General features: G+C 69.0%; 24 protein-coding genes. 20 read left to right on the top strand and 4 right to left on the bottom strand.

Features of this window, described 5'->3' with window-relative positions; translation table 11 throughout:
• Nucleotides 1-6: 6 nt before the first annotated feature.
• Nucleotides 7-1,638, bottom strand: coding sequence for an amidohydrolase (locus ACXJJ3_RS11345; protein ID WP_458169943.1), 1,632 nt, complete (start codon nt 1,636-1,638; stop codon nt 7-9).
• A 138-nt stretch (nt 1,639-1,776) separates the two neighbouring features.
• On the opposite strand from ACXJJ3_RS11345, the gene ACXJJ3_RS11340 reads away from it, so the two are divergent.
• The 7 genes from ACXJJ3_RS11340 (at nt 1,777) to ACXJJ3_RS11310 (ending at nt 9,662) form a co-directional block, all read left to right on the top strand.
• On the top strand, nt 1,777-2,388 hold the full coding sequence (locus ACXJJ3_RS11340; protein ID WP_458169942.1) for a TetR/AcrR family transcriptional regulator: 612 nt from the start codon (nt 1,777-1,779) through the stop codon (nt 2,386-2,388).
• Nucleotides 2,389-2,499: 111 nt separating this feature from the next.
• Entirely contained in the window at nt 2,500-3,924 is a 1,425-nt protein-coding gene (locus ACXJJ3_RS11335; RefSeq protein ID WP_458169941.1) for a purine-cytosine permease family protein, read from the top strand.
• Nucleotides 3,921-5,411 carry an aldehyde dehydrogenase family protein gene (locus ACXJJ3_RS11330; protein ID WP_458169940.1) on the top strand — a complete coding sequence of 497 codons (1,491 nt, stop codon included), beginning with the start codon at nt 3,921-3,923 and terminating at the stop codon, nt 5,409-5,411. The genes ACXJJ3_RS11335 and ACXJJ3_RS11330 overlap by 4 nt, the downstream gene beginning before the upstream one ends.
• A complete protein-coding gene (locus ACXJJ3_RS11325; RefSeq protein ID WP_458169939.1) occupies nt 5,404-6,972 on the top strand; it encodes a GMC family oxidoreductase in 1,569 nt (522 codons plus the stop codon). Before ACXJJ3_RS11330 ends, ACXJJ3_RS11325 begins: the two co-directional genes overlap by 8 nt.
• A 9-nt stretch (nt 6,973-6,981) precedes the next feature.
• Nucleotides 6,982-7,605, top strand: a complete 624-nt coding sequence (locus ACXJJ3_RS11320; protein ID WP_458169938.1) for a glyoxalase — start codon at nt 6,982-6,984, stop codon at nt 7,603-7,605.
• Nucleotides 7,606-7,636: 31 nt separating this feature from the next.
• Nucleotides 7,637-8,902 (top strand): alpha/beta hydrolase, encoded by a 1,266-nt coding sequence (locus ACXJJ3_RS11315; RefSeq protein ID WP_458169937.1) that lies wholly within the window; start codon nt 7,637-7,639, stop codon nt 8,900-8,902.
• Between the two features lie 88 nt (nt 8,903-8,990).
• Complete coding sequence (locus tag ACXJJ3_RS11310) at nt 8,991-9,662, top strand: polysaccharide deacetylase family protein (protein ID WP_458169936.1); 672 nt, start codon at nt 8,991-8,993, stop codon at nt 9,660-9,662.
• Nucleotides 9,663-9,671: 9 nt separating this feature from the next.
• Here the strand turns inward: ACXJJ3_RS11310 and ACXJJ3_RS11305 are convergent, their stop codons facing one another.
• From ACXJJ3_RS11305 to ACXJJ3_RS11295, 3 genes are all read right to left on the bottom strand, one after another.
• Nucleotides 9,672-11,117, bottom strand: coding sequence for a N,N-dimethylformamidase beta subunit family domain-containing protein (locus ACXJJ3_RS11305; RefSeq protein WP_458169935.1), 1,446 nt, complete (start codon nt 11,115-11,117; stop codon nt 9,672-9,674).
• A gap of 647 nt (nt 11,118-11,764) precedes the next feature.
• Complete coding sequence (locus tag ACXJJ3_RS11300; protein WP_458169934.1) at nt 11,765-12,295, bottom strand: hypothetical protein; 531 nt, start codon at nt 12,293-12,295, stop codon at nt 11,765-11,767.
• A complete protein-coding gene (locus tag ACXJJ3_RS11295) occupies nt 12,292-13,071 on the bottom strand; it encodes a GntR family transcriptional regulator (RefSeq protein ID WP_458169933.1) in 780 nt (259 codons plus the stop codon). Before ACXJJ3_RS11295 ends, ACXJJ3_RS11300 begins: the two co-directional genes overlap by 4 nt.
• 219 nt (nt 13,072-13,290) lie before the next feature.
• On the opposite strand from ACXJJ3_RS11295, the gene ACXJJ3_RS11290 reads away from it, so the two are divergent.
• The 13 genes from ACXJJ3_RS11290 (at nt 13,291) to ACXJJ3_RS11230 (ending at nt 21,923) form a co-directional block, all read left to right on the top strand.
• Nucleotides 13,291-13,539: a DUF6284 family protein gene (locus ACXJJ3_RS11290; RefSeq protein ID WP_458169932.1), complete on the top strand. Its 249-nt coding sequence runs from the start codon at nt 13,291-13,293 to the stop codon at nt 13,537-13,539.
• Nucleotides 13,536-14,186, top strand: a complete 651-nt coding sequence (locus ACXJJ3_RS11285; RefSeq protein WP_458169931.1) for a Pycsar system effector family protein — start codon at nt 13,536-13,538, stop codon at nt 14,184-14,186. Before ACXJJ3_RS11290 ends, ACXJJ3_RS11285 begins: the two co-directional genes overlap by 4 nt.
• A complete protein-coding gene (locus tag ACXJJ3_RS11280; protein ID WP_458169930.1) occupies nt 14,183-14,419 on the top strand; it encodes a hypothetical protein in 237 nt (78 codons plus the stop codon). Before ACXJJ3_RS11285 ends, ACXJJ3_RS11280 begins: the two co-directional genes overlap by 4 nt.
• Entirely contained in the window at nt 14,416-15,303 is an 888-nt protein-coding gene (locus tag ACXJJ3_RS11275; protein WP_458169929.1) for an ABC transporter permease, read from the top strand. Before ACXJJ3_RS11280 ends, ACXJJ3_RS11275 begins: the two co-directional genes overlap by 4 nt.
• 1 nt (nt 15,304) lies before the next feature.
• On the top strand, nt 15,305-17,515 hold the full coding sequence (locus tag ACXJJ3_RS11270) for a cell division protein FtsK (protein WP_458169928.1): 2,211 nt from the start codon (nt 15,305-15,307) through the stop codon (nt 17,513-17,515).
• 210 nt (nt 17,516-17,725) lie between these two features.
• Nucleotides 17,726-18,082: a hypothetical protein gene (locus ACXJJ3_RS11265; RefSeq protein WP_458169927.1), complete on the top strand. Its 357-nt coding sequence runs from the start codon at nt 17,726-17,728 to the stop codon at nt 18,080-18,082.
• Nucleotides 18,082-18,504 carry an RRQRL motif-containing zinc-binding protein gene (locus ACXJJ3_RS11260; RefSeq protein ID WP_458169926.1) on the top strand — a complete coding sequence of 141 codons (423 nt, stop codon included), beginning with the start codon at nt 18,082-18,084 and terminating at the stop codon, nt 18,502-18,504. The genes ACXJJ3_RS11265 and ACXJJ3_RS11260 overlap by 1 nt, the downstream gene beginning before the upstream one ends.
• 24 nt (nt 18,505-18,528) lie before the next feature.
• The gene (locus tag ACXJJ3_RS11255) at nt 18,529-18,750 is read left to right on the top strand and encodes a hypothetical protein (protein ID WP_458169925.1); all 222 of its coding nucleotides are present in this window, start codon (nt 18,529-18,531) and stop codon (nt 18,748-18,750) included.
• On the top strand, nt 18,747-18,989 hold the full coding sequence (locus ACXJJ3_RS11250) for a hypothetical protein (RefSeq protein ID WP_458169924.1): 243 nt from the start codon (nt 18,747-18,749) through the stop codon (nt 18,987-18,989). Before ACXJJ3_RS11255 ends, ACXJJ3_RS11250 begins: the two co-directional genes overlap by 4 nt.
• 77 nt (nt 18,990-19,066) lie before the next feature.
• Nucleotides 19,067-19,945: a bifunctional DNA primase/polymerase gene (locus ACXJJ3_RS11245; protein ID WP_458169923.1), complete on the top strand. Its 879-nt coding sequence runs from the start codon at nt 19,067-19,069 to the stop codon at nt 19,943-19,945.
• Nucleotides 19,942-20,514: a hypothetical protein gene (locus ACXJJ3_RS11240; RefSeq protein WP_458169922.1), complete on the top strand. Its 573-nt coding sequence runs from the start codon at nt 19,942-19,944 to the stop codon at nt 20,512-20,514. The genes ACXJJ3_RS11245 and ACXJJ3_RS11240 overlap by 4 nt, the downstream gene beginning before the upstream one ends.
• A complete protein-coding gene (locus ACXJJ3_RS11235) occupies nt 20,511-21,617 on the top strand; it encodes an AAA family ATPase (protein ID WP_458169921.1) in 1,107 nt (368 codons plus the stop codon). Before ACXJJ3_RS11240 ends, ACXJJ3_RS11235 begins: the two co-directional genes overlap by 4 nt.
• Nucleotides 21,618-21,701: 84 nt before the next feature.
• The gene (locus ACXJJ3_RS11230) at nt 21,702-21,923 is read left to right on the top strand and encodes a helix-turn-helix domain-containing protein (RefSeq protein WP_458169920.1); all 222 of its coding nucleotides are present in this window, start codon (nt 21,702-21,704) and stop codon (nt 21,921-21,923) included.
• Nucleotides 21,924-21,936: the final 13 nt, after the last annotated feature.

Below are 21,936 nucleotides of genomic sequence, written 5' to 3'. Positions count from 1 at the left end.
CTCCAGTCAGTTGACGGGCACGCCGTCGACATAGGTGGCGAGTACAGAGACAGCCGACAGCTCCGCGGCGCTCACGGTGAACGGGTCCTGGTCCAGGACGACCAGATCGGCAGGCCCACCCACGCGGAGGACGCCGGTGCCGTCCAGCCGGGAGGCTCGGGCAGCGCCCGCGGTCGCGGCGTGGAACGCGGTGGCCACGTCGACGCCCTCGGCGGCCAGCAGCGGTACGGTCCGGGCGTGCTCGTCCTGCGCATGCGGGTCGCCGTACGGCGCGGTCCGGTTCACGGCGACGTGGATGCCCCACAACGGGTTCGGACTGCTGACGGGCCAGTCCGAACCCATCGCGAGCTCCGCGCCGGCCGCGTGCAGGCTGCCGAACGCGAAGTGCTGCCGGCGCTGGGCGTCGGTCAGGTACGGGAGCTTGGTCTCGACGAGAACCTGGTCCTCCCGCGCCCACAGCGGCTGGATGTTCGCGATCACGCCGAGCGCGGCCAGCCGCGGTACGTCGGCCGGGTCGATGAGGTCGATGTGCGCGAGCTGATGCCGGGCGTCCGGGCGCCGGGGCGCCGCCGCGAGCGCGTCGAGGCACTCGCGGACCGCGCGATCGCCGACGGCGTGCAGGTGCAGGTCGAACCCTTCGGCGACCAGCGTCTTCGCGGCCAGGCCGAGGAACTCCGGGTCCACGAAGCTCAGGCCGCGTTCGCCCGGACGGCCGTGGTAGTGGTCGATGACGGCGGCCGTCAGGTTCTCGCAGACGCCGTCCTGCATGATCTTCACGACGCCCGCCCGGAAATGCGGCCAGGCCTCGGCCTCCGTACGACGCTGCACCAGGCGCTCGACCTGTTGCGCGATCTGGGACGGGTCCTGGTCGAGGTCCCACCAGAGCGCGCCGGTGACCTTGCCGGTCAGGCGGCCCGCCGCGGCGGCCTCGCCGTACACCGGGAACAGGTCCGGCATACCGAGCATCTCGCCGACGGCGGCGTCCTGCCAGCCGACGATCCCGAGCGAGTGCAGGTACCGCTGCGCCTCCAGGAGGGCGGCCACCAGCTCCGCCCGGCCGGGTTTCGGGACGAGATCGGTGACCAGGTCGGCCGCCGACTCCATCAGGAACCCGGTGGCGTGACCGTGCCCGTCGCGGTGGATGCGGCCGCCGGCCGGGTCCGGCGTCGCGTCGTCGATGCCCGCGCGCCGCAGCGCCGCGGTGTTGACCCAGATCCCGTGCGCGTCGTGGCTCGTCAGTACGGCGGGCCGGTCGCCGACGAGCCGGTCGAGCTCGGCGGCCGAGGGGAAGCCGCCGGGGAACACGTCGCCGTACCATCCGGAGCCGAGGAACCAGTCGCCGTCACCCGGCCGGTGCCCGGCGATCCGGCGGCGGTAGCCGTCGAGGCTGTGCAGGTCGTCCAGGTCGCAACGCAACCGGTTCAGACCGGCCATCACCGGATGCACGTGCGCGTCGACGAACCCCGGCGTCACCACGCCCTCTACAACTTCGACGACCTCGGTACTGCGTCCGACCAGCGGGTCACAGTCCGTCCGGCCGACGGCGACGACGCGGCCGGCGCGGACCGCGAGCGCGTCGGCCGGCGCGGCGTACGCGTCGGGGCGGACCACACCGTGGAACACCAGGTCGGCCTGCATCGCCGCTCCTTCCGCCGAGTTCTTTGCTGCTCATCGCAAAGAATCTGATCAGGTTGTTGTCATCGCACTGCAAAGTTCACGTTTCGGCAATGTTTCAGAAGACTCGATTCTTTGATGCATGTCATAGATAATTCCGGGGTGGCGCGTCCCAAGGATCAACGTGAGCGGCGCGGCGACCTGGTCCGGGCGGCCGCCCGGGCGATCGCCGAGACCGGTGTCGCCGGCCTGCGGATCCGTGACGTCGCGGCCCAGGCAGGCCTGTCCGCGGGCCTCGTGACCTATTACTACCGCGACCTCGACGAGCTGGTCCTCGACGTCCACGCGGACGCCGTGCGCCGCTTCTACTCCGCCCGCCGCGAGGCCATCGACCGCCTCGACGACCCGCTGGAGCAACTCGCCGAGCTGGTACGGCGGGGTACGCCGGACGACGTCGGCGACCTGCATTTCCGGGTGCTGTACCAGCTCCACGTGCACGCTGCGCGCAGTGCCGCGCACGCAGCGCTGATGAGTTCGCTGTGGGAGCAGGAGGTCTCGCTGTACGAGTTGGTGCTCGCCCGCGGCACCGAGCGCGGCGTCCTCGCGCTGCGAAGCACGCCGCGCGAGATCGCCGAGACCGTGGTCGCGCTGGAAGACGCGGTCGGTCTGCATGTGGTCGGCCGCAACAGCGCGGTGTCCACGGAGCGTGCGCGGACGCTGGTGACGGCGCTGCTGGAGCGTGAGGTCGGGCGACCGCTTGTTACCGCTGTGTGAACGCGTTCGGAGTCATCGACTTTCCTGATCCAGGACGCGTATTTTCTGTGATGGACAGATGGCTCACACCCGGTCGATGGTGATCTGAACCGCCGAGTCCAGGAGCACCCCATGAGCGCGACAACCGAGAGCACCCGCCGCGAGGCACTCGAGCACCGGACCATCGAACACATCCCGGTCGAGGAACGGCACGGCCGGTGGACGCAGCTGTTCACGATCTGGTTCGGCTCGAACATCATGCTGCTCACCGTCGCGACCGGCGTACTGGCGACCGCCGTCTACCACCTGCCCGTGTGGGCGGCGGTCGTCGCACTGCTGATCGGGAACGTCGTCGGCGGTGTGGTGATGGCGCTGCACGCGGCGCAGGGCCCGCAGATGGGTGTCCCGCAGATGCTGCAGACGCGAGCTCAGTTCGGGTCGTACGGCAGCCTGCTCGTGGTCACGATCGTCGTCGTCATGTACACCGCGTTCTTCGCGTCGAACATGGTGCTCGGCGGCCAGGCGCTCGCCGACCTGACCTCGATCGGCGAGACGCCCGGCATCGTGCTGGTCGGGGTGCTCGGGGTCGTCGGCGCGATCTACGGGTACCGCGTGATCCACGCGATGGCCGGCGTCCTGAGTGCCCTCGCGGGGCTCGCGCTCGTCGCGGCGTTCGTGATGTTGTTCGCGGTCGTCGGCCTGCCGTCCGGGACGTTGTCGAGCGGCAGCTTCGGCTGGGCGGGCTTCATGGGCACGGTGTCGCTCGCGGCGCTGTGGCAGATCGCGTACGCGCCGTACGTCTCCGACTACACCCGCTACATGCCGAAGGACACCGGCGTCCGGGCCGCGTTCTGGGCGACATACGCCGGGTGCGTGCTCGGCTCGCTGTTCCCGATGCTGCTCGGGTCGCTGATCGGCGCGGCCTGGCCGGACGCGGACACGGTCACCGGCGTCCATACGGCCGGCGGGGCGATCGGCGCGATCGTACTGGCGATCTTCGCGATCAGCATCGCCGCCACCAACGCGATGAACCTGTACTGCGGGGCGCTGTCCAGCCTGACGATCGGTCAGACGATCAGGCCGGGCTGGCAGCCGGGCGCCCGGACCCGGATCGCGGTCTGCAGCGGGATCTTCGCGGTCGCGCTGGTGATCGCGCTGGCCGGCAAGGGCAACTTCCTGGAGAACTTCGAGAACCTGATGCTGATGCTGCTCTGCGTGCTGATCCCGTGGACGGCGGTCAACCTGGTCGACTACTACCTGATCCGGCACGGCGAGTACGACATCCCGTCGCTGTTCAAGCCGGACGGCGGCGTGTACGGGAAGATCAACGTCCCGGCCGTCGGCTGCTACCTGCTCGGCATCGCGGTGCAGGTACCGTTCCTGTCGAACGCGCTCTACACCGGGCCGGTCGCGAAGGCGCTGGACGGCGTCGACATCTCCTGGATCGTTGGACTCGCCATCATTGCCCCGGTCTACTACGTGTGGGTGCGGGCGACGACGGGCTCGCGGGAGCGGATCGCCGCCGAGCCGGTCACGACCCAAGGGGAGCATGTATGAGCCACCGGACGTACGAGAACTGGCAGGACCTCGCCGCGAAGCTCGAGACGCCTACGCAGGCGTGGATCGGCGGCCCGGTACCGGCGCTGAGCGGTGCCACCCGCGCGACGGTCGACCCGGCGACCGGGCTCGTCCTGGCCGACGTCGCCGAGTGCGACGCCGCCGACGTGGATCGTGCGGTGGCCGCGGGACGGCGCGCGTTCGAGGCCGGGCACTGGGCTTCGGCGCATCCGCGCGAGCGGGCCGCGGTGATGATGCGCTGGGCGGATCTGGTGGTCGAGCACCTCGATCAGCTGGCGCTGCTCGACTGCCGCGACGCCGGCAAGCGGATCGTCGACACCGCCTCGATCGACGTCCCCGGCTCGGCCGCGATCCTGCGCTGGTACGCCGAGAGCCTCGACAAGCTGTACGGCGAGGTCGCGCCGACCGGGCCCGGTGACCTGGCCGTGGTGACCCGCGAGCCGCTCGGCGTCGTCGCCGCGGTCGTCCCGTGGAACTACCCGCTCGAGATGGCCGTCTGGAAGCTCGCCCCGGCGCTTGCCGCGGGCAACAGCGTCGTACTCAAGCCGGCCGAGGACTCGCCGCTGTCGGTGCTGCGGCTGGCGGCGTTGGCGGCCGGGGCCGGCCTGCCCGAGGGCGTGCTGTCCGTCGTACCGGGCAGCGGACCGGTCGTCGGCGCGGCGCTCGGGCGGCATCAGGACGTCGACGCGGTCACGTTCACCGGGTCGACGGCGGTCGGGCGGTTGTTCCAGACGTACGCCGGCGAGTCGAACATGAAGCAGGTGTGGCTCGAGGCCGGCGGGAAGAGCGCGGTCGTCGTCCTGGACGACGTCCACGACCTCGACGCCGTCGCCGACGGTGTTGCCGCGGGCATCTTCACGAACTCCGGGCAGGTGTGCTCCGCCACCTCGCGGCTCGTCGTACAGCAGGGGGTCGCCGAGGAACTGATCGGCCGGGTCGTCGAGCGGGCCGCCGCGATCGTCGTCGGGGATCCCCTCGACCCGGAGACGCAGATGGGCCCGCTGGTCAGCGAACGACAGGCCCAGCGGGTGCTGGCGTTGATGGAGCGCGGCGCCACGGAGGCGGGGGAGACGTACGGCGGCGGCGTGGTCGACGGTGCGCCGACGACCTGCTTCGTCCGGCCGCAGGTCCTGACCGGGGTCGCGCCGGACGCGTCGATCGCGCAGACCGAAGTCTTCGGCCCGGTGCTGACCGTGCACACCGTCGGCACCGAGGACGAGGCCGTCGCGGTCGCCAACGGTACGCCGTACGCGCTGGCTGCCGGGCTGTGGACCGACGACCTGCGCCGGGCGCACCGGGTGTCGCGCCGGCTGCGGGCCGGGACGGTGTCGGTGAACTGCGTCGACGCCCTGGACGTGTCCACGCCGTTCGGCGGGTTCGGGCATTCGGGGTACGGGCGGGATCTGTCGCTGCACGCGCTCGACAAGTTCACCGGGTTGAAGACGACCTGGTTCCACCATGGCTGAGTCGTACGAGTACGTCGTGGTAGGCGGCGGTACGGCCGGCTCGCTGCTGGCCACCCGGCTCGCCGAGGCGGGCCGCGACGTCGCGCTGATCGAGTGGGGGCCTGACGACGAACACGAACCGCGGGCCCGTGAACTGCGGCGCTGGGACGAGATGCTCGAGGGCGAGTACGACCTCGACTACCGGTCGAAACCCAACGACCGCGGCAACTCCGGCATCCGGATGGCCCGGCTGCGCATCCTCGGCGGCTGCTCCACCGCGAATACGATGATCGCCTGGCGCCCACCGGCCGGCGACCTGGAGGAATGGGTCCGGCTGGGCGCCGACGGCTGGGGCCCGGACGAGCTGTTCCCGCTGTACGACCGCCTCCGGACGCCGATCCACCCGGTCGCGCCGCAGGATCGCAACCCGTACGTCGCCGACGTCGTCACCAGCGCCGCGAAGGCCCTCGGCGTACCGGAACAGGAACGGTGGAACGACGGGCGGGTGGAGGACTCGGCCAACGGCACGGGGTTCTTCGAGGTCGGCTACACCCCGGAAACCAACCTCCGGTCGTCGACGTCGATCCACTACCTGCACCCGGCCCGCGCGGCCGGCACCGGCCCGACAGTGCTCCTCGGCCTCCGGGCGGTCCGCGTACTGCTGGCCGACGACTCTCAGCGAGCGACCGGCGTACGGGTCCGCGACGCCTCGGGCACCGAGCGCGACATCCTCGCCCGCGCCGAGGTCATCCTCTGCTGCGGCGCGATCGACTCACCGCGCCTCCTCCAGCTCTCCGGCATCGGCCCCCGCGCGGTCCTCGAAGCCGCCGGCGTCCCCGTCCGCGTCGACCTCCCCGGCGTCGGCGAGAACCTCCAGGACCACGCCGAAGGCCTGGTCGTCTGGGAAGCCACCACCGAACCACCCGACACCTGCGCGAGCGGCTGGGACGCCGGCGCCATGATCAGCCTCGGCCCCGACAACCGCCCCGACGTGATGATGCACTTCCCCGTCGAACCCTGGGCCGTCCACGCCGACCGCTACCTGGCCGACCACGCCCTCCCACCGCTCCCCGAACACATCATCGCCATCGCCCCGAACGTGGCCCGCCCGCACAGCCGCGGCCGTGTCTGGATCGAATCCGCCGACCCCGCCGCGCCTCCCGCGATCGACTACCGCTCCTTCACCGACCCCGAAGGCCACGACGAACACATCCTGCTGGAAGGCATCCGCCTGGCCCGCCGGATCGCCTCGGAAGAGCCCATGCGCTCCTGGATCGTCCGCGAGGCCTTCCCCGGCGAAGCTGTCCAAGGCAACGACCTGTCCACGATCCAACGCGCCGTCCACCAAACCGTCTACCACCCGAGCGGCACCTGCGGCATCGGCCCCACCGGCGTCGTGGACCCCACCCTGCAGGTCCACCACGTCCCCGGCCTCCGAGTCGCCGACGCCTCCGTCTTCCCGACCATCACCTCCGTCAACCCCGTCGTCACCGTCATGCTCGTCGCCGAACGCGCCGCCGACCTGATCCTCGACGCGGCATCGGTCAGGAATCGAGAAGCGGGGGAGGGCGGCAGTTTCTAGGTTTGAGGCATGACAAACCTTGACGCTGTGGTTCTGGAAGTAAGTGACGTTGCCGCCACCGAGCGGTTCCTCGCGGAGGCCTTCGGGCTGGCCGGGCAGGTGCGGGTGCGGGAGTCGGTGGCGGAGACGACGGGATTCCGTGGGTTCACCCTGTCGCTGACGGTGGCGCAGCCGGGGACGGTCACCAGCCTGTTCGACTCGGCCGTCGCGGCCGGGGCGACCGTGATCAAGCCGGTCACCAAGTCGATCTGGGGGTACGGCGGTGTCCTCCAGGCGCCGGACGGGACGATCTGGAAGATCGCGACGTCGGCGAAGAAGGACACCGGGCCGGTCACCCGGGCGATCGACTCCGTCGTGCTGCTGCTCGGCTGCGAGGATGTTGCCGCGAGCAAGAAATTCTACGTCGAGCACGGGCTGACCGTGGGCAAGAGCTTCGGGCGCAAGTACGTCGAGTTCGACGGCGCCGGGCCGGTGAAGCTGGCGCTGTACGGGCGGAAGGCGCTCGCGAAGGACGCCGGCGTACCGATCGACGGGAGCGGTTCGCACCGGATCGCGCTGGCTGCGGACGGCGGCGAGTTCACCGACCCGGACGGTTTCGCCTGGGAGACCGCGCCGCAGCCCGCTTCGGCCTGAGGCGGGTGTTGGACAGAGCTACCCTCGAAAGGTGGGGTGGTCGTTGCTGCGGGGTTGGTTTCCGGTCGCGGTGCAGGTCGTCGCGGCCGGAGTACTGCTGGTCGCCGTCGGGTGGCGGGATCGGCGGTGGCGGTTGCGGGTGTTGCCGATCATCGTCGCGGTGACCGTGCTGCTGGCGGTGCTGGCGGCGTACCCAGGGGCGACCGCGGTCCGCCAGGTGGATCCGGTGCCGTTCTCGGTGTGGTTCTGGCTCGGGGCAACCGTTGGGGCGCTGCTGGTACTCGTAGTGGGGTGGCGGAGCGCCCGTTGGTGGCGGCGCGGTACGGCGCTGGTCGCGGCCGCGCTGGCGGCGTTCGCGTGTGCGAACGGGATCAACCAGTTCGTCGGGTATTACCCGACGCTCGGCGCGGCCTTCAACGACTGGACGCACAAACCGCTGCCCGGCCAGACGTCGCTCCCCGGCGCGGTGCATGCGGCCGGTACGGTGGACATCCCCCCGGCGGGCAAGCTGGTCGCGGTGAACATCCCGGCGACCTGGAGCCATTTCCGGCACCGGCAGGAGCTGGTGTACCTGCCGCCGACCTGGTTCGTCGGCCATCGCCGGCCGACGCTGCCGGTCGTCGAGCTGATCGGCGGCGAGCGCGGCGGCCCGGGGGACTGGGTACGGCTCGGCGACGCCGTCCGGGTCTCCGACGCGTACGCGCGCGAGCACCGCGGCTACGCGCCGATCCTGGTCTTCGCCGACGCGACCGGCCGCTTCGACAACGACACCGAATGCGTCAACGGCCCGCGCGGGAACGCGGCCGACCACCTTGCCGAGGACATCCCGCGGTACGTCGAGAAGACCTTCGGCGCCTCGAAGAACCCGCAGCAGTGGGCGGTCGCCGGGTTCTCGATGGGCGGGACGTGCGCGCTCGACCTGGCCGTCCAGTACCCGCACGTGTTCAACCACTTCGTCGACATCTCCGGCGACCTCGCGCCGTACACCGGGACCCCCGCGCAGACCCTGCGCGACCTGTACGGCGGGAACGTCGCCGCGGAGCACGCCAACGAGGCGCTCCGGGTGATGCGCGCGCACGGCCCGTACACCGGCCTGACCGGCGTGTTCCTGACCAGCACCGACGAGGTCCGGCACCAGCACGAGGCACAGGAACTGTCCCGCGCGGCGGCGCAGGTCGGGATCAGGTCGCTGGTCGAGATCTCCCCGGGGACGCACACCTGGCAGTTCGCGGCGCCCGCGTTCGCGACGGCGTTCCCGTGGCTGGTCGACCAGCTCGCTCACCGGACGACTGCGTAGGTACGGTCAACCTTCCGGCGTCCGACCGCGTCTGTACCTGGTGAGAGTGTGGAGCAGGATCAGGTGGCCGGTCATCGGGCTGGTCGCTGTGATCGCCGTGGCCTGGGGCGTGTACGCCCTGTTCTCCGGCGACAACCACAACGCGCGCGCCAGCGAGCCCGCCCACCCGACGGCCGCCGCGCCGAAGCCGTCGCCGCGCCCGACCGGTCCGATCAAGCAGGGGCACGGGAAGGTCGTCTACCTGACCTTCGACGACGGCCCGGACCGGGTGTGGACGCCGCGGGTGCTCGCGATGCTGACCAAGCACGGCGCGCACGCGACGTTCTTCATGCTCGCCGAACACGCCCGCAAGTTCCAGGACCTGGTCGATCAGGTCCGCGCGGCCGGTGACGCCGTCGGAAACCACTCGGTGTCACACCCGAAGCTGACGAAACTCTCAGCGGCGTCGCTGCACGCGCAGATCGTGAACGGCATCCAGTCGCGCTGCTTCCGCCCGCCGTACGGCGCCACCGACCACCGGGTGCTGACCGAGCTCCACCGCGACGGACTGCAGCAGGTCCTCTGGGACGTCGACCCGCGCGACTGGTCGCGGCCCGGCGTGGCGGTGATCGTCAAGCGCGTACTGACCGCGGTGAAGCCCGGTGAGATCGTGATCATGCACGACGGCGGCGGCAACCGCGCCGAAACCGTCGCGGCCCTGGACCAGATCCTGTCGACGTTGTCGGCCCGCGGGTACAGCTTCCCGGCCTTGTCCTGCTGACGACTTCGGTCAATCGGCGCTGGCGCCTGCGGTCTTGCCGACCGGACCGCCGGTGCCCGTGCTCGTGGTGGTGGGGGCGTGTAAGGCGGCCAGGTTGCCGACGGCGGGATGCGTGCGGCCCATCGGTCCGGCGGCGAGCGCGGTGAACAGGTTGAGCGTGACCTTCTGCGCGAACGCGACCGAGGCCGGTCCGACGCCGTACTTCGGGTCCGGCCCCTGCAGCGCGCGGACCCACTCGATCGACCCGCTGGCGAACACCCCGGCGCCGGACTTCACCGTGTAGTACGTCGAGTCCGAGAACGTGTGCTGCTTCGCGCAGGTCGTCGGCGAGTGCGCGACCACCTGCAGGTTGGCCGGCGTGCCCTTGATCGGATACGCCCGGTCCGCCTCGTTGCCGACCAGCCCCGGGTACGCCGATCCCGCCTTGGCGCCGGTGCCCGCGAACAGGAAGAAGTTCGGGTCGTGGACGGTGAAGGCGCCGGTGGCCGGGAAGCACTCGTACAGCATGCCGACCAGGCTGTTCTCCGGGTCCGGGAACGGGTTCTGCCGCCAGTTCACGGTGGTGTCCGGGGCGTTGTGGATCGGGTCCAGGCCGGCGTCCTTGTAGTCGACGATGATCCGGTTCGGCCCGTGCGGGTCGGCGGCGTACCGGATCCGCCGGTAGATCGAGTTGGCGCCGAGGAACGCCAGGTTCGTCCCCGCGTCCCGTGCCTTCGTGACCGCCGCGCGCATCGGCAGCGACCAGTACTCGTCGTGCCCGCCGAAGACGATCCCGCGCGCCCCCGCGAGCAGCCCCGGATCGGCCTGCAGGTCCACGCTGGTCGCATACGCCAGCCGCACGCCGCTCCGCTCGGCCAGTTGCACGAGCGGCAGGTTGTCGTGGAGGACACCACGCGCCGGGTTGTACGCGTACGGCCGATCGAAGGTGACCATCAGCGACCGCTGGTCGTGCGAGTGCTTCTGCGGGCCGTTGTACAGGTTGTACCCACCCCAGCCGTTGTACGCCTCGTCGGTGTTCACCCCGGTGACGATCAGCACCGCACCGCGCGCCGAATCCGACCGCACCACGATCGGGACGTACGTCTCCTTGCCATTGGATGCCCGAAGCAACAACAGGTAACTCCCGGCCGGCCACCCCTTCGTCTGCACGGTCATCGTCGGCGACCAGTTGATCGCCGTCACCATCCGCTCCTTCGTCACCATCGGCTGCGGCTGCGCCGTACCCGGCACCGTCGCCGACCCCCACACCAACTTCGCCCCCGCCCCGCCGTACCACCCGATCCGAAACGCCCGCACCGTGAACGCCTGCCGCGAAGACGTAACGAACAACCGGAACGCCTCCCCGCTCCGCACACTCACATGATCCGCATACCCCGCCAACTCCATCCCCTTGGCCACCCGCCGCCCCGGAATCCGCCACTCCTCCCCACCCACCGGCCCCACCGCACTGCTCACCCCACCACTCGGCACAGCAGCAGTCCCACCCGCACTGGCAGCCTTCCCCGTCCCACCCTGACACCCACTCACCAAGGCCCCCACCACCACAACAACCCCAACCGCCCAAGCACCCCGCATCCCAACCTCCCCAATCGGCCCCACCAATCGTAGACACCTCCACCCGACCGATGTGATGTGACACACAGTCACGATCACCGGATGCCCAGACGCACGAAAAAGCCCAGGTCACTCGCGTGACCTGGGCTGCTTGTGCGCCGCCAGGGACTCGAACCCCGAACCCGCTGATTCCCACATGAGGCGTTCGTGTAGTGCTCGTTAGTGCTCAACTGCAAGCCCTGACCTGGGGAAATGCCTTGTGCTGGCCCACACAGAGGGCCGGTGGCCACCCGTTCCTGCTCGTTGATTCCTGTGGGATAAACCATGGGCTACGACGACCCACCTCCGGGTCACCACGCCCCCTATGTTTCAGCCGCCCTTCTGCTGGAACATAGGGGGCTGGTGACCCGGGCTGGTTCGCAGCGGCCCAATCCCGGTGGGACACCTGGGACACCGGTCAACGTGCGCTGTCCCAGGTGTTCGCGCAGGTCAGGGCGCACTCTGGGACAGTGGGACACCTGGGACAGTCCTCCGGCAGGGAGCGCGGGCTAGCTGTTGAGTTCGTACTTGAGCATGGCTCCTGTGACGACGTCACGTGCCGCGCGCTCGAATAACGCACCCGAGTTCCGATGCGCCAGCTCGACGGTTCGCACGTGACGGAATCCCTGCGAGAGATAGTACTTCTGCAAATCGAAGTTCGTGCGCCAGGCATCGAGGCGCAATAGGTCCCCGCCTAGTCGTGCAGTCTGTCGGCCGCACCAGTCGAGTATTGCTGACCCGAGTCCGGCGTATCCGCTAACAGTCGAAATCTTGCTGACGTAATACGCGGAGTCGGTCAATTCGTCGGGCGTCCAGAAATCCCTATCGCCATTCGTGTTGAGGATTGTCGTGGCAATGGCATCTGAGCCGTCCCAGACGATGTAGGCGTGACCGGCCTCAATATCGGGAACAACTTTGCTCTCCGCAAACCGGGGCGGCCACTGACTGATGCCGCGCGAATGCAGGCGTTTGGTAGCAGCAGACAGCACGTCGAGAAAAGTCTCCAGGTCGGACGGCTCGGCACGCCTAATTCTCGTCACGCCGGAACCTCGTACAGCAGTCGGTGCCTATCGCCGGGCAGTACGCTGACAGTGCACCTGATCGGAGTTCCGTCTTTCGCGGTACCAGTCCGAGTTTGGATTGTCACCGGAACTCCTGGGCCTATTTCGAGAATCTTTGCCTCGTCCGGCGTGGGCATCCGGCTTGTAACTTCGTCAAGGTAGGCCACCTGAATATGACCACGGTCAGCGAGGTGCACAGTTAGGCCCGTGACGACGTCGGCCGGATCGAGGATCGCCGGAACTTCCTGGGCAAGCTCCATTGGGTAGTACGAATCGTTGATGTTCCAAGGCTGATCGTCGACGAGGCGTACACGCTGTCGGACGGCGGCCAGACCACCAGGTGCGAGCTGTAGTCGCTCGGCGACGTCGGACGGCGGTTGCACCACAGCGACCCGAATATCGGTCCTCGCACGACGGCCTTGTGCCTCTACGTCGTCAACCCAGGAGTCCACGCCCGTTGGCTTCCTGCGCGCTCGACTCTCCGAGCGTGATGCGTAGATCCACACGGGTTCCCGCCGACTGACGTGTCGTCCGCGTCCCTTGACGCTCGTGACAAGCCCGGCGTTCTCCAGGGTTCGCAACGCGCCACGAACCGTGTTCCTGGACACGTTGTAGCGCTGCATCAGTTCTGCCTCACTCGGCAGAGCTGCGCCGGGCGGGAGCTCGCCAGTCTCGATAGCTCTCCTCAGGTCACCCGCCATCGCCTCATGCAGATGCACACCGGCTGCGGTTCGCGCTGGTCCATCGGTCGTCACCTGACTGCTCCTCTGATCAGTACCAACAGATCTGTACCAACAACTCTACCCAAAAGCCTTGACTTGCGGTGTCCGGTCATGTGACGGTTACCCAGTGCCACCTGTTGGTACAGATTTGTTGGAACAGGAAAGACAGGTTTCGAACATAGCGACGCCCCGGCGGGTGCAACCGCCGAGGCGTCTGGGTCGCACTAGTCCGTTGAGAAGGAGCACAACCCAATGACCATCATCCACCTGTCCGCCGTCAGTAGCGAGGAACCGACCGCCGCCGAGCTGACCGCCATTGAGCACGAGTGGCCCTTGATCGCGGCCGAGCTGGACCTGTTGAACGCCGAGATCGCGTTCGTCAACGCGGGTCCGAACGCGTCGGCGCTGGACGGCCGCCGCGTGCGCCGCGCCGCCCACCGCGTGATCGAGGCCGCCCGCCTGCTGGCCGACCACACCCCGGAGACGGAGGTCGTGGCATGACCGACGCGACGGACAACAAGGGCAACCAGTACGACGCCGCGTTAGACAGCCTCGACGCTGCCGAGCGGGCGCTAACGAACGAGACCGAAACGGCCCGCCTGCGCCGAGCGCAGGTAGAGGCGACACTGGCACAGATCGACAGCCACGACGGCAACGCCGCCGACGCCGGACAGCTTGAGCTGTCCTGGCGGGTGCTGGGCGAGATCGCCGGATCGATCGGCAAGGCCGACACCAAAGCCGGGTTCGTCGCCACCCTGAACACCGCCGTACTGGCCGGGGTGTTCACCCTGACCCACTTCGACGGGCTCGGCACCGCCGCCCGTGTGTTCGTCACTGTCGGCTCGGTGGCACTGGTGATCGCGCTCATGTTCGCGGTCGCGGTCGTGCTGCCGATCCTGCGGGCGCGGAAGTCCAAGCACACCAGCGGGAACTACCTGTACTTCGGCACCGTCCGCAACCACACGGCGGCCGATCTGCTGGCGCGGATCGACAGCGAGGACACCGCGCACACCGTCTGTGCTCAAGCGGTCGTGCTGAGCCGGTTGAGCTGGCTGAAGCACCGGCTGTTGCAGGTGTCCATGTGGGCCACGATCGCCGGTACCAACCTCATCGGCTGGACCCTGCTCATCGCCGGGGGTGCCCGATGACCGCGCTACTGACCGAGCCCGTTGCGGAGCTGCCGGTCACGGAGCTTGTCCAGGTTGATCTGGGCTGGTGGAAGCTCGCGGGCTACGACCTGGTCCAGGTCGTCTCGCCCCGTACGGCGCTGGGAACGGCGTGGATCGTCTGGCACGGCGACCACGTCTTGCACACCACCGACACGCTGCCCCACGCGGGCGGTTGGGTCGCTAACCACCTGACGGGAGGTCAGGCGCGATGAGCACTCCGCTTCGTACGTCGTACCCGGTCCCGGTAGAGGACCTGATCCCGGCCGCACGCCGCCTCGCCGTCGAGCTGGGCGAGATCCCCTCGCAGAACCGGCTCATGAAGCACCTGCGGATCGGCAAGGACAAGGCCAAAGCGGTACACACCGCCCTGACGGAGGACCGCATCACGGACCGCCCGGAGACCCGGCTTCACTCGGTGCCGGACCCGGACCAGGCCACCACCGGCCCCGCGCCCGCCGACACGACCGCCGACGACGCCGCGGACGAGTTTCCGCAGGTCACGGAGCAGACAAACCCGGTTTCAGACGCCGAGGTGTTCCCGGCCGAACTGGTTCCCGCGGCTGCCTACCCGGATGACGCGGAGGGCATGTCTCCGGCTTCCGAGGCGACGCAGGAGACCGAGGCTGAGACCGATGCTGAGTCCGGGGACGAGATGCGCCCCATCAGGTCGTGGCCGGTGCTGCTGCTGGCGTTGCCCGCGTTCGTCGCGGTCTGGTCCGGCTGGGTTGGGCTGGGTGAGCTGACCGGCTTCGGTGTCGTGCACCCGCTGCCCGGCATCGCGGACGGCTTCACCCTGAACTCTGCGATCACCCTTCCGATCGGTGTCGAGACCTACGCCGCGTTCGCGCTGCGAGTGTGGCTGTCCGGCCGCGTCCCGGCCAAGGCGCGCCGGTTCGCCAAGCGGTCCGCCCTGGCCGCCCTCGCGCTGGGCGCGCTCGGACAGGTCGCCTACCACCTCCTAGAGGCCGCTGGCGTCTCCCGCGCCCCCTGGCTGATCACCACCGCCGTTGCCTGCCTGCCCGTCGCCGTGCTCGGCATGGGTGCCGCGCTGGCCCACCTGATCCACACCCGCCCCACCCAGAACCAGGAGCAGTGACATGACCGAACCCATGAACAACCTGCCCGACCCGATCGACCTCGACGCCCACCGCGCCCGCCGCGACGACGTACCCGAATCCGCACAGGCCCCCGAGGAAACGGCCGGTGTGCTGGTGCCGCTGTCGGCTGGCGAGGTGGAGTCGATGGACACCGCCTACGAGATCGCGTTGGACGACACCGACGACGACCCGGCCACCGGCAAGGTCATCGTGCCCGTGGACACCCCCGGCCTGCCGGTCCCGGTCGCGGACGGGCACCGTCTGCCGATCATCCCGACCCACCTGCGCAGGGAGAACCTGCGCGCCACCACCACCCGCGCTCTGGCCCGGTCCGGGCATGTGACGGCGTTCCACGCGGTCCGATCCCCTTGGTATGCAACGAAGTTTGGCTGGTTCGCCGCACGTGGGTTGTCGCGGCTCATCGGTCGGCAGATGCGGTGGTGGTGGGTGCCGAACTCGGTGGTGCTGGAGCAGAAGGCTGCCGACGCCGGGGAGTTGAAGGAGTGGGAGAAGATCCACCGTCAGCTCAAGGCCACCCGGATGTGGCGCGGTCTGGTCCTCGCGGCACAGAACCTGGGTCTGCTGATCGGGTTGCCGATCGCGTGGAACGCGGCCCCGGCCGCTGGTCTCGCGGTCGCGGGTGCGGCGGCGGTCGCCGGACTGGCGCACTACGGAAGACCCGCAGGTCAGACCGTCCTCGGTACCGCTGTCGTCGCACCCCGATACCGCAAGCTCAACTCCGACATCGTGCTCCGCGCGTACTACGCGGCCGGTCTCGGCAAGCCCGACAAGACCGACCAGGAAGTCCGGTTCGGGTCGCCCATGTCCCGCGACGCCCGCAACACCGGTTCACAGGTCGTGGTGGATCTCCCGTACGGCAAGAGCTGGTCCGACGTCGTCGGGGTCCGCGAGAAGATCGCGTCCGGTCTGGATGTGCACCTGAACCAGGTGTTCCTGACCCCGGACAAGACCAGCTCGCGGCGGCACACGCTGTTCGTGTCCGACCGTGACCCGCTGGCCGTCGCGGTGGGCCGCACGGAGATGCTGGACTGCAAGCCCCGGTCGATCTGGGACCCGGTCAAGCTGGGCAAGGACGAGCGCGACAGCCTGGTCACGCTGCTGCTGATGTGGAACTCGCTGCTGGTCGGCGCACAGCCGCGCAAGGGGAAGACGTTCTTCGCCCGGCTGGTGGCGCTGTGGGCCGCGCTGGACCCGTTCGTGAAGCTCATCGTTGCTGACGGCAAGAACTCCCCGGACTGGCTGGGCTTCAAGAAGGTCGCCCATCGGACTGTGTTCGGGACCCACCCGAACCCGAACGATGACAACCCCGTGGAGCGTCTCCAGGCGATCCTGGATGAGGTGCTGGCCCACATCGACCGGGTGAACAGCATCCTGACCACGCTGCCGGTCACGATGTGCCCGGACGGCAAGCTGACCAAGGAACTCGCCCGCGACCCGCGCTACCCCGATCTGCGGGTCCTGGTGATGGTGATGGAGGAGTTCCAGGTCTACTTCGAGACCGAAGACCAGAACGTCAACAAGGAGATCGCCGCCAAGCTCTCCCGCATCCAGGCCGTAGGGCCCTCGGCCGGTGTCGTGCTGATCTCGTCATCGCAGAAGCCGTCTGGTGTCGGCGCGGGCGACGTGTCCAGGTTGTTCAACCGCTACCGCGACAACCACTCGGCACGGTTCGCACTGAAGTGCGGCAACCGCACCGTATCGGAGGCCATCCTGGGCGGTGACGCCTATCAGGAAGGGTTCGACGCGTCCACACTGCCGGTGGGCGATGAGTACCGGGGCGTTGGCTACCTGTACGGGGTCACCGACAACACGCCTACCGTGCGGTCGTTCCTCGCGGACGCGGCCGACGCGGACAAGATCCTGACCGCCGCGCGCAAGTACCGCGAACAGCAGGGCACGTTGACCGGTGAGGCGGCCGGGGAGGAGATCGAGCGCGCCACTCGCGACGTGCTGGCCGACCTGCTGACCGTGATCGGCGCCGACAACGCCGCGCACTGGGACACCGTTGCCGGGCGCCTCGCGAACCAGATGGGCGAGCAGTACGACGGCACGACGCCGGAGGCGATCTCCGCGCAGGCCCGAGCGCTCGGTGTCCCGAGCGTGAACGTGAAGCGCGACGGCGTGACCCGCAAGGGCGTCAAGGCCGCCGACATCCGCGCCGCGATGGCCCGCCGCGACAAGACCAACTAACCACCCACCAATCCAGAGAACATCTACAGAGAGTAATCAACTGCACTGAGGGTGCGGGACGGATGAAGTAGCGGCCCCGACGCTACCGGTAGCGCTCGCGCTACCCGTCCCGCTACCCCGCAACCTAACCACCACCAGGCCGTATATCCGCAGGTAGCGGGTCGCGGCCACGGTCCCTCACGCCTAAAAACAGCCTGTTGGAGGCTTCCCATGCTGTCCCGCGCCGCTACCGCCACCCTGACCGCCGCTACCCACGGTAGCGACAGCGCTGATGCTGCCGCTACCCTCGCCGCCACCATCCACACCGCTGGACAGGTCGCCACGGTCCTACTGATCGTGACCGCCGCCGTCGCGTTCTACCTGTTCACCTGCCTGGTCTGGCCGTTCGGCAAGTGCCGCCGCTGCAAGGGCGTCGGCAAGTTCAAATCCCCGTTCGGCCGTGCCTACCGGCACTGCGGCAAGTGCGACGGGTCCGGCCTGCGAATCCGGCTCGGACGCCACGTCATCAACCACATGCGCGCCGTCCGGGGCGCGGGCCAGAACTCCACCAGCAAGGGCGACAAGTGATGTGCGCCGCGCTGGCAGGACTCAGCCTCCACCCGGCCAAGTCGTGCTGGGTGGAGCTGTGGAACGGACAGCAGGCGCTCGGCTGGGACTACTACGGCACCCCGGTCTTCAAGTTCCGGTGGGCACCCGCAGGACTGGCCACCCGCCGCCAGCTCCGCGCGATGCGCATGTCACCCGGAGGCCACGAGCCGTATGCGCTGCTCGTGTGGCGCAACGGCAAGCGCTGGGCGTGGCTGTACCGGCTCGACCTCGCCCGGCCCTCCCGGACGCCGTCGCCGTTGCAGCTCAACGCCCTGGACAAGGCCATGCAGGCACGCCGGACCTGCCGCAAGTGCGGACACGTCGAGACCTATTGCGTGCCGACGCACGACCCGCTGTGCGACGCGTGCATGTACGCGTACGAGCACGTCACCGCCGCCTGACCCCACCCGAGAGGAGCGCATCCGATGGACGAGCTGACGACAGCACTGCGCGAGCTGCAGGAGATCAAGGCCCGTGCGGCCTACCGCAATCGCTGGGCGAATGCCTACCGCGCTCTGGTCACCGAACAGCCGCACCGAGAAGGCCGCTACGAGCCGGTTCGGGTCGCCAGCGCCGCGAGCTGGGACAGCGGCGAACGACTCACCGACAACGCCATCCGTACCCGAGTGGAGGGGATCACCCGATGAAGCGACTCATTACCGCCGTGGTTGCGGCCGTGCTGCTCTGCCTGACCACCGGCTGTGCCACCGGAACCGTGGTGGACAAGGGCTACCGGATCGACCAGCACATGAACAACGGCAAACCCACCTACACGCCCTGCTTCTGGGTCAAGTTCCGCGACAGCGAGGGCAAGACGCACACCGACTGCACCTCGCGCTCCAAGTGGAAGCACGTCAAGGTCGGCGACCAGTGGGGCAGCCAGTGAACGCCCCTCAGACCGACGGCGTCGACGCCGCCAGCTGCCCGCACGCCGCTTGACCCATCTCGGAGGAGGAACCACCGATGAACGACCTGCTGACCGCCGCCCTCACCGCCGCTGCGCAAGGCTGGCACGTGTTCCCGCTCGTCCCAGACGCCAAGCGTCCGGCCGTCGAAGACTGGGAGTACCGCGCCACCACCGACCCGGCCCGGATCAAGCGGTGCTGGGCGGCTGGACCGTACGGCGTCGGCATCGCCTGCGGACCGTCCGGTCTGATCGTGATCGACCTGGACCAGCCCAAGCCGGGCCAGACGGCGCCGGAGGAGTGGTGCAAGCCCGGGATCACCTGCGGGGCTGACGTGCTGGCCGATCGTGCGGACGCGGCGGGGGAGGCGTACCCCTGGAACACCCACACCGTGCTGACCGGCAGGGGCGGCGAACACCTGTACTTCTCTGCACCGGCTGGGATCGAGCTGCGCAACACTCAAGCTCGGCTCGGCTGGCTGATCGACACCCGCGCCCACGGCGGGTACGTCGTCGGTGCCGTCTCGGTGGCCTCAGGACGCCGCTACCGCACCGTGTACGACATCGCCCCGGCACCCCTTCCGGGATGGCTCACAGAGGCGCTCAAGCCCGCACCCGTGCCCGTTCAGCAGGTCGCCCCTGTCCAGCTCGGGGCCGGTCGTCGGGCGAGCTATCTGGAGGCAGCGATCCGGGCCGAGACCGACCGCGTCCGGGCTGCTGCTGAGGGCCAGCGGAACCACGTGCTCTACACGGCCGCTGTCGCTCTCGGGCAGTTGGTTGCCGGTGGCTCCATTGCGGAACTCGACGTACGTACGGTCCTCACCGATGCCGCGTCGGTACAGGTCGAGGCCGGGGCGTACACGGCGTGGGAGGCGGACAAGACGATCTCGTCCGGGCTGCGGGCCGGAGCGAAGCGCCCGCGTCAGGTGGCCGCATGACTACCGAGCCGATGCGTTTCGCGTATGCCGATCCGCCCTATCTCGGCTGCTGCCAGCTGTACGGCCACTACCACCCCGACGGCCGCTGCTGGGACGACCTAGACACCCACCGCGCACTGATCGAGCGGCTGTGCGACGACTACCCCGACGGGTGGGCGATGTCGCTGACCAGCACATCTCTGCGGGCGCTGCTGCCGCTCGTGCCCGCCGATCACCGGGTGGCGGCGTGGACAAAGCCGTTCGCCGCGTTCAAGCGCAACGTGCGCATCGCCTACACCTGGGAGCCGATCATCTGGCGCGGCGGCCGCCTGTCGTCCAAGCACGGCGCACCGGTCGGCCGCGACCACATCGCCGAACCGATCACGATGCGCAAGGGCTTCACCGGAGCCAAACCCGAGAAGGTCTGTCGTCACGTCATGGACCTACTCGGCTGGAAGCCCGGCGACCAACTGGACGACCTCTACCCCGGAACAGGCGTATTCGGCCGCGTCCTAGCCGCTGCCGAGAACCGCCCGATCGAGACCAACGGGCAACCCACCTTCGATTTCGGAAGCGGGGACGCGGCGTGAGCGAGCCGATCTGGGACTCCGCTTGGGAGCCCGATCCGGAGGAAACCTACCGGATGGCTGAGGTGATCTATCCCGATTGGCAGCCGCCGCTGGAGGAACGGACCGAGCCCGAACCGGCCCGGCCGCCGAAGGTCGATCCGTTCGCGAACGCGTGGACGGCAGATCGGCTGATGGCTGAGGAGTTCGCGCCGCCGCGCTGGGCTGTGCCCGGTCTCATCCCTGAAGGGCTGTCGCTGCTGGCCGGTGCCCCGAAGGCCGGGAAGTCGTGGCTGTCGCTCAATCTCGCGCTCGGCATCGCCGCCGGTGCGCCCGTGCTCGGAGAGGTGACCGTGGACCCCGGCGACGTGCTCTATCTCGCGTTGGAGGACACCCCGCGACGGTTGCAAAGCCGTATGGGCAAGATTCTCGGCAGCGAACCGGCACCGGCCGGGCTGACCCTGCTGACCGAGTTCCCGACCCTGCCTGACGGGGGCGCGGATGCGATCTGCGGATGGCTCGACACCCGGCCGAACGCGCGCATGGTCGTGATCGACGTGTTCGCCAAGATGCGCGGCACCACTCCGTCCGGCATGTCGCCGTACGACGCCGATTACCTCGCGATGGGCCGCGCGAAGCGCATCGCGGACACCTACGGCATCGCGGTCGTGCTCGTGCACCACCTGCGCAAGATGGCCGCCGACGACTTCACCGCCGAACTGTCCGGCACGAACGGAATCGTCGGCGCGGCCGACACGATCATGGCGCTCAAACGACCACGCGGTGAGGCGGACGGCGTGCTCCACATCACCGGCCGCGACGTGGACGAAGCCGAACGCGCGATGCGGTTCGACCCCGAAACCGGCACCTGGGAGCTGCTGGCCGGAGCAGCGATCGACCACACACTGCACCGCACCCGAGCCGCGATCCTGGCGTACCTGCGTCAGTCGCCAGGAGCCACCCCGAAAGCCATCTCTGACGCCCTCGGGGAAGACCGCGACACCGTCCGGCGAACCTGCTCCCGAATGGCCGACGACGGGCAACTACGCCGCCGCGACGGCGGCCGGTACTTCCCACCCGACACCGGGACTGTCCCAGGTGTCCCAGAGTCCCCAACCCTCATCTGACCTGCACAAACACCTGGGACACCCACCTACTCAACCTGTCCCAGATGTCCCACGCCAACAGCGCCTGACCGAGAGGTATCTCAAGTGACTCAGGGAATCGTGGAACTGAACCTGACCCAGATCGGTGAGCACGCCGCCCGTTGGACGGTGGACGACGTAGCCGAGTATCTGCGGGTCTCCGTGAAGACGATCTACAAGTGGCGGTTGACCGGAGACGGCCCGGTCGGCGCCCGGATCGGCAAGCACCTGCGCTACGACCCGGCCGACGTCGTGGCCTGGTTTGAATCCCAGAAGAACGCAGCCTGAGAGGAATCCTGAC

Source organism: Kribbella sp. WER1 (assembly GCF_054189145.1).
This window is presented reverse-complemented; position numbering and strand designations above follow the sequence as displayed.

Excerpts from the sequence above, each read along its gene's own strand:
- ACXJJ3_RS11265 (WP_458169927.1), top strand. The coding sequence starts at position 17,726 with ATGCTGTCCCGCGCCGCTACCGCCACCCTGACCGCCGCTACCCACGGT.
- ACXJJ3_RS11330 (WP_458169940.1), top strand. The coding sequence starts at position 3,921 with ATGAGCCACCGGACGTACGAGAACTGGCAGGACCTCGCCGCGAAGCTC.
- ACXJJ3_RS11245 (WP_458169923.1), top strand. The coding sequence starts at position 19,067 with ATGAACGACCTGCTGACCGCCGCCCTCACCGCCGCTGCGCAAGGCTGG.
- ACXJJ3_RS11275 (WP_458169929.1), top strand. The coding sequence starts at position 14,416 with ATGAGCACTCCGCTTCGTACGTCGTACCCGGTCCCGGTAGAGGACCTG.
- ACXJJ3_RS11240 (WP_458169922.1), top strand. The coding sequence starts at position 19,942 with ATGACTACCGAGCCGATGCGTTTCGCGTATGCCGATCCGCCCTATCTC.
- ACXJJ3_RS11280 (WP_458169930.1), top strand. The coding sequence starts at position 14,183 with ATGACCGCGCTACTGACCGAGCCCGTTGCGGAGCTGCCGGTCACGGAG.
- ACXJJ3_RS11335 (WP_458169941.1), top strand. The coding sequence starts at position 2,500 with ATGAGCGCGACAACCGAGAGCACCCGCCGCGAGGCACTCGAGCACCGG.
- ACXJJ3_RS11270 (WP_458169928.1), top strand. The coding sequence starts at position 15,305 with ATGACCGAACCCATGAACAACCTGCCCGACCCGATCGACCTCGACGCC.
- ACXJJ3_RS11325 (WP_458169939.1), top strand. The coding sequence starts at position 5,404 with ATGGCTGAGTCGTACGAGTACGTCGTGGTAGGCGGCGGTACGGCCGGC.
- ACXJJ3_RS11290 (WP_458169932.1), top strand. The coding sequence starts at position 13,291 with ATGACCATCATCCACCTGTCCGCCGTCAGTAGCGAGGAACCGACCGCC.
- ACXJJ3_RS11345 (WP_458169943.1), bottom strand. The coding sequence starts at position 1,638 with ATGCAGGCCGACCTGGTGTTCCACGGTGTGGTCCGCCCCGACGCGTAC.
- ACXJJ3_RS11255 (WP_458169925.1), top strand. The coding sequence starts at position 18,529 with ATGGACGAGCTGACGACAGCACTGCGCGAGCTGCAGGAGATCAAGGCC.
- ACXJJ3_RS11320 (WP_458169938.1), top strand. The coding sequence starts at position 6,982 with ATGACAAACCTTGACGCTGTGGTTCTGGAAGTAAGTGACGTTGCCGCC.
- ACXJJ3_RS11260 (WP_458169926.1), top strand. The coding sequence starts at position 18,082 with ATGTGCGCCGCGCTGGCAGGACTCAGCCTCCACCCGGCCAAGTCGTGC.
- ACXJJ3_RS11285 (WP_458169931.1), top strand. The coding sequence starts at position 13,536 with ATGACCGACGCGACGGACAACAAGGGCAACCAGTACGACGCCGCGTTA.
- ACXJJ3_RS11250 (WP_458169924.1), top strand. The coding sequence starts at position 18,747 with ATGAAGCGACTCATTACCGCCGTGGTTGCGGCCGTGCTGCTCTGCCTG.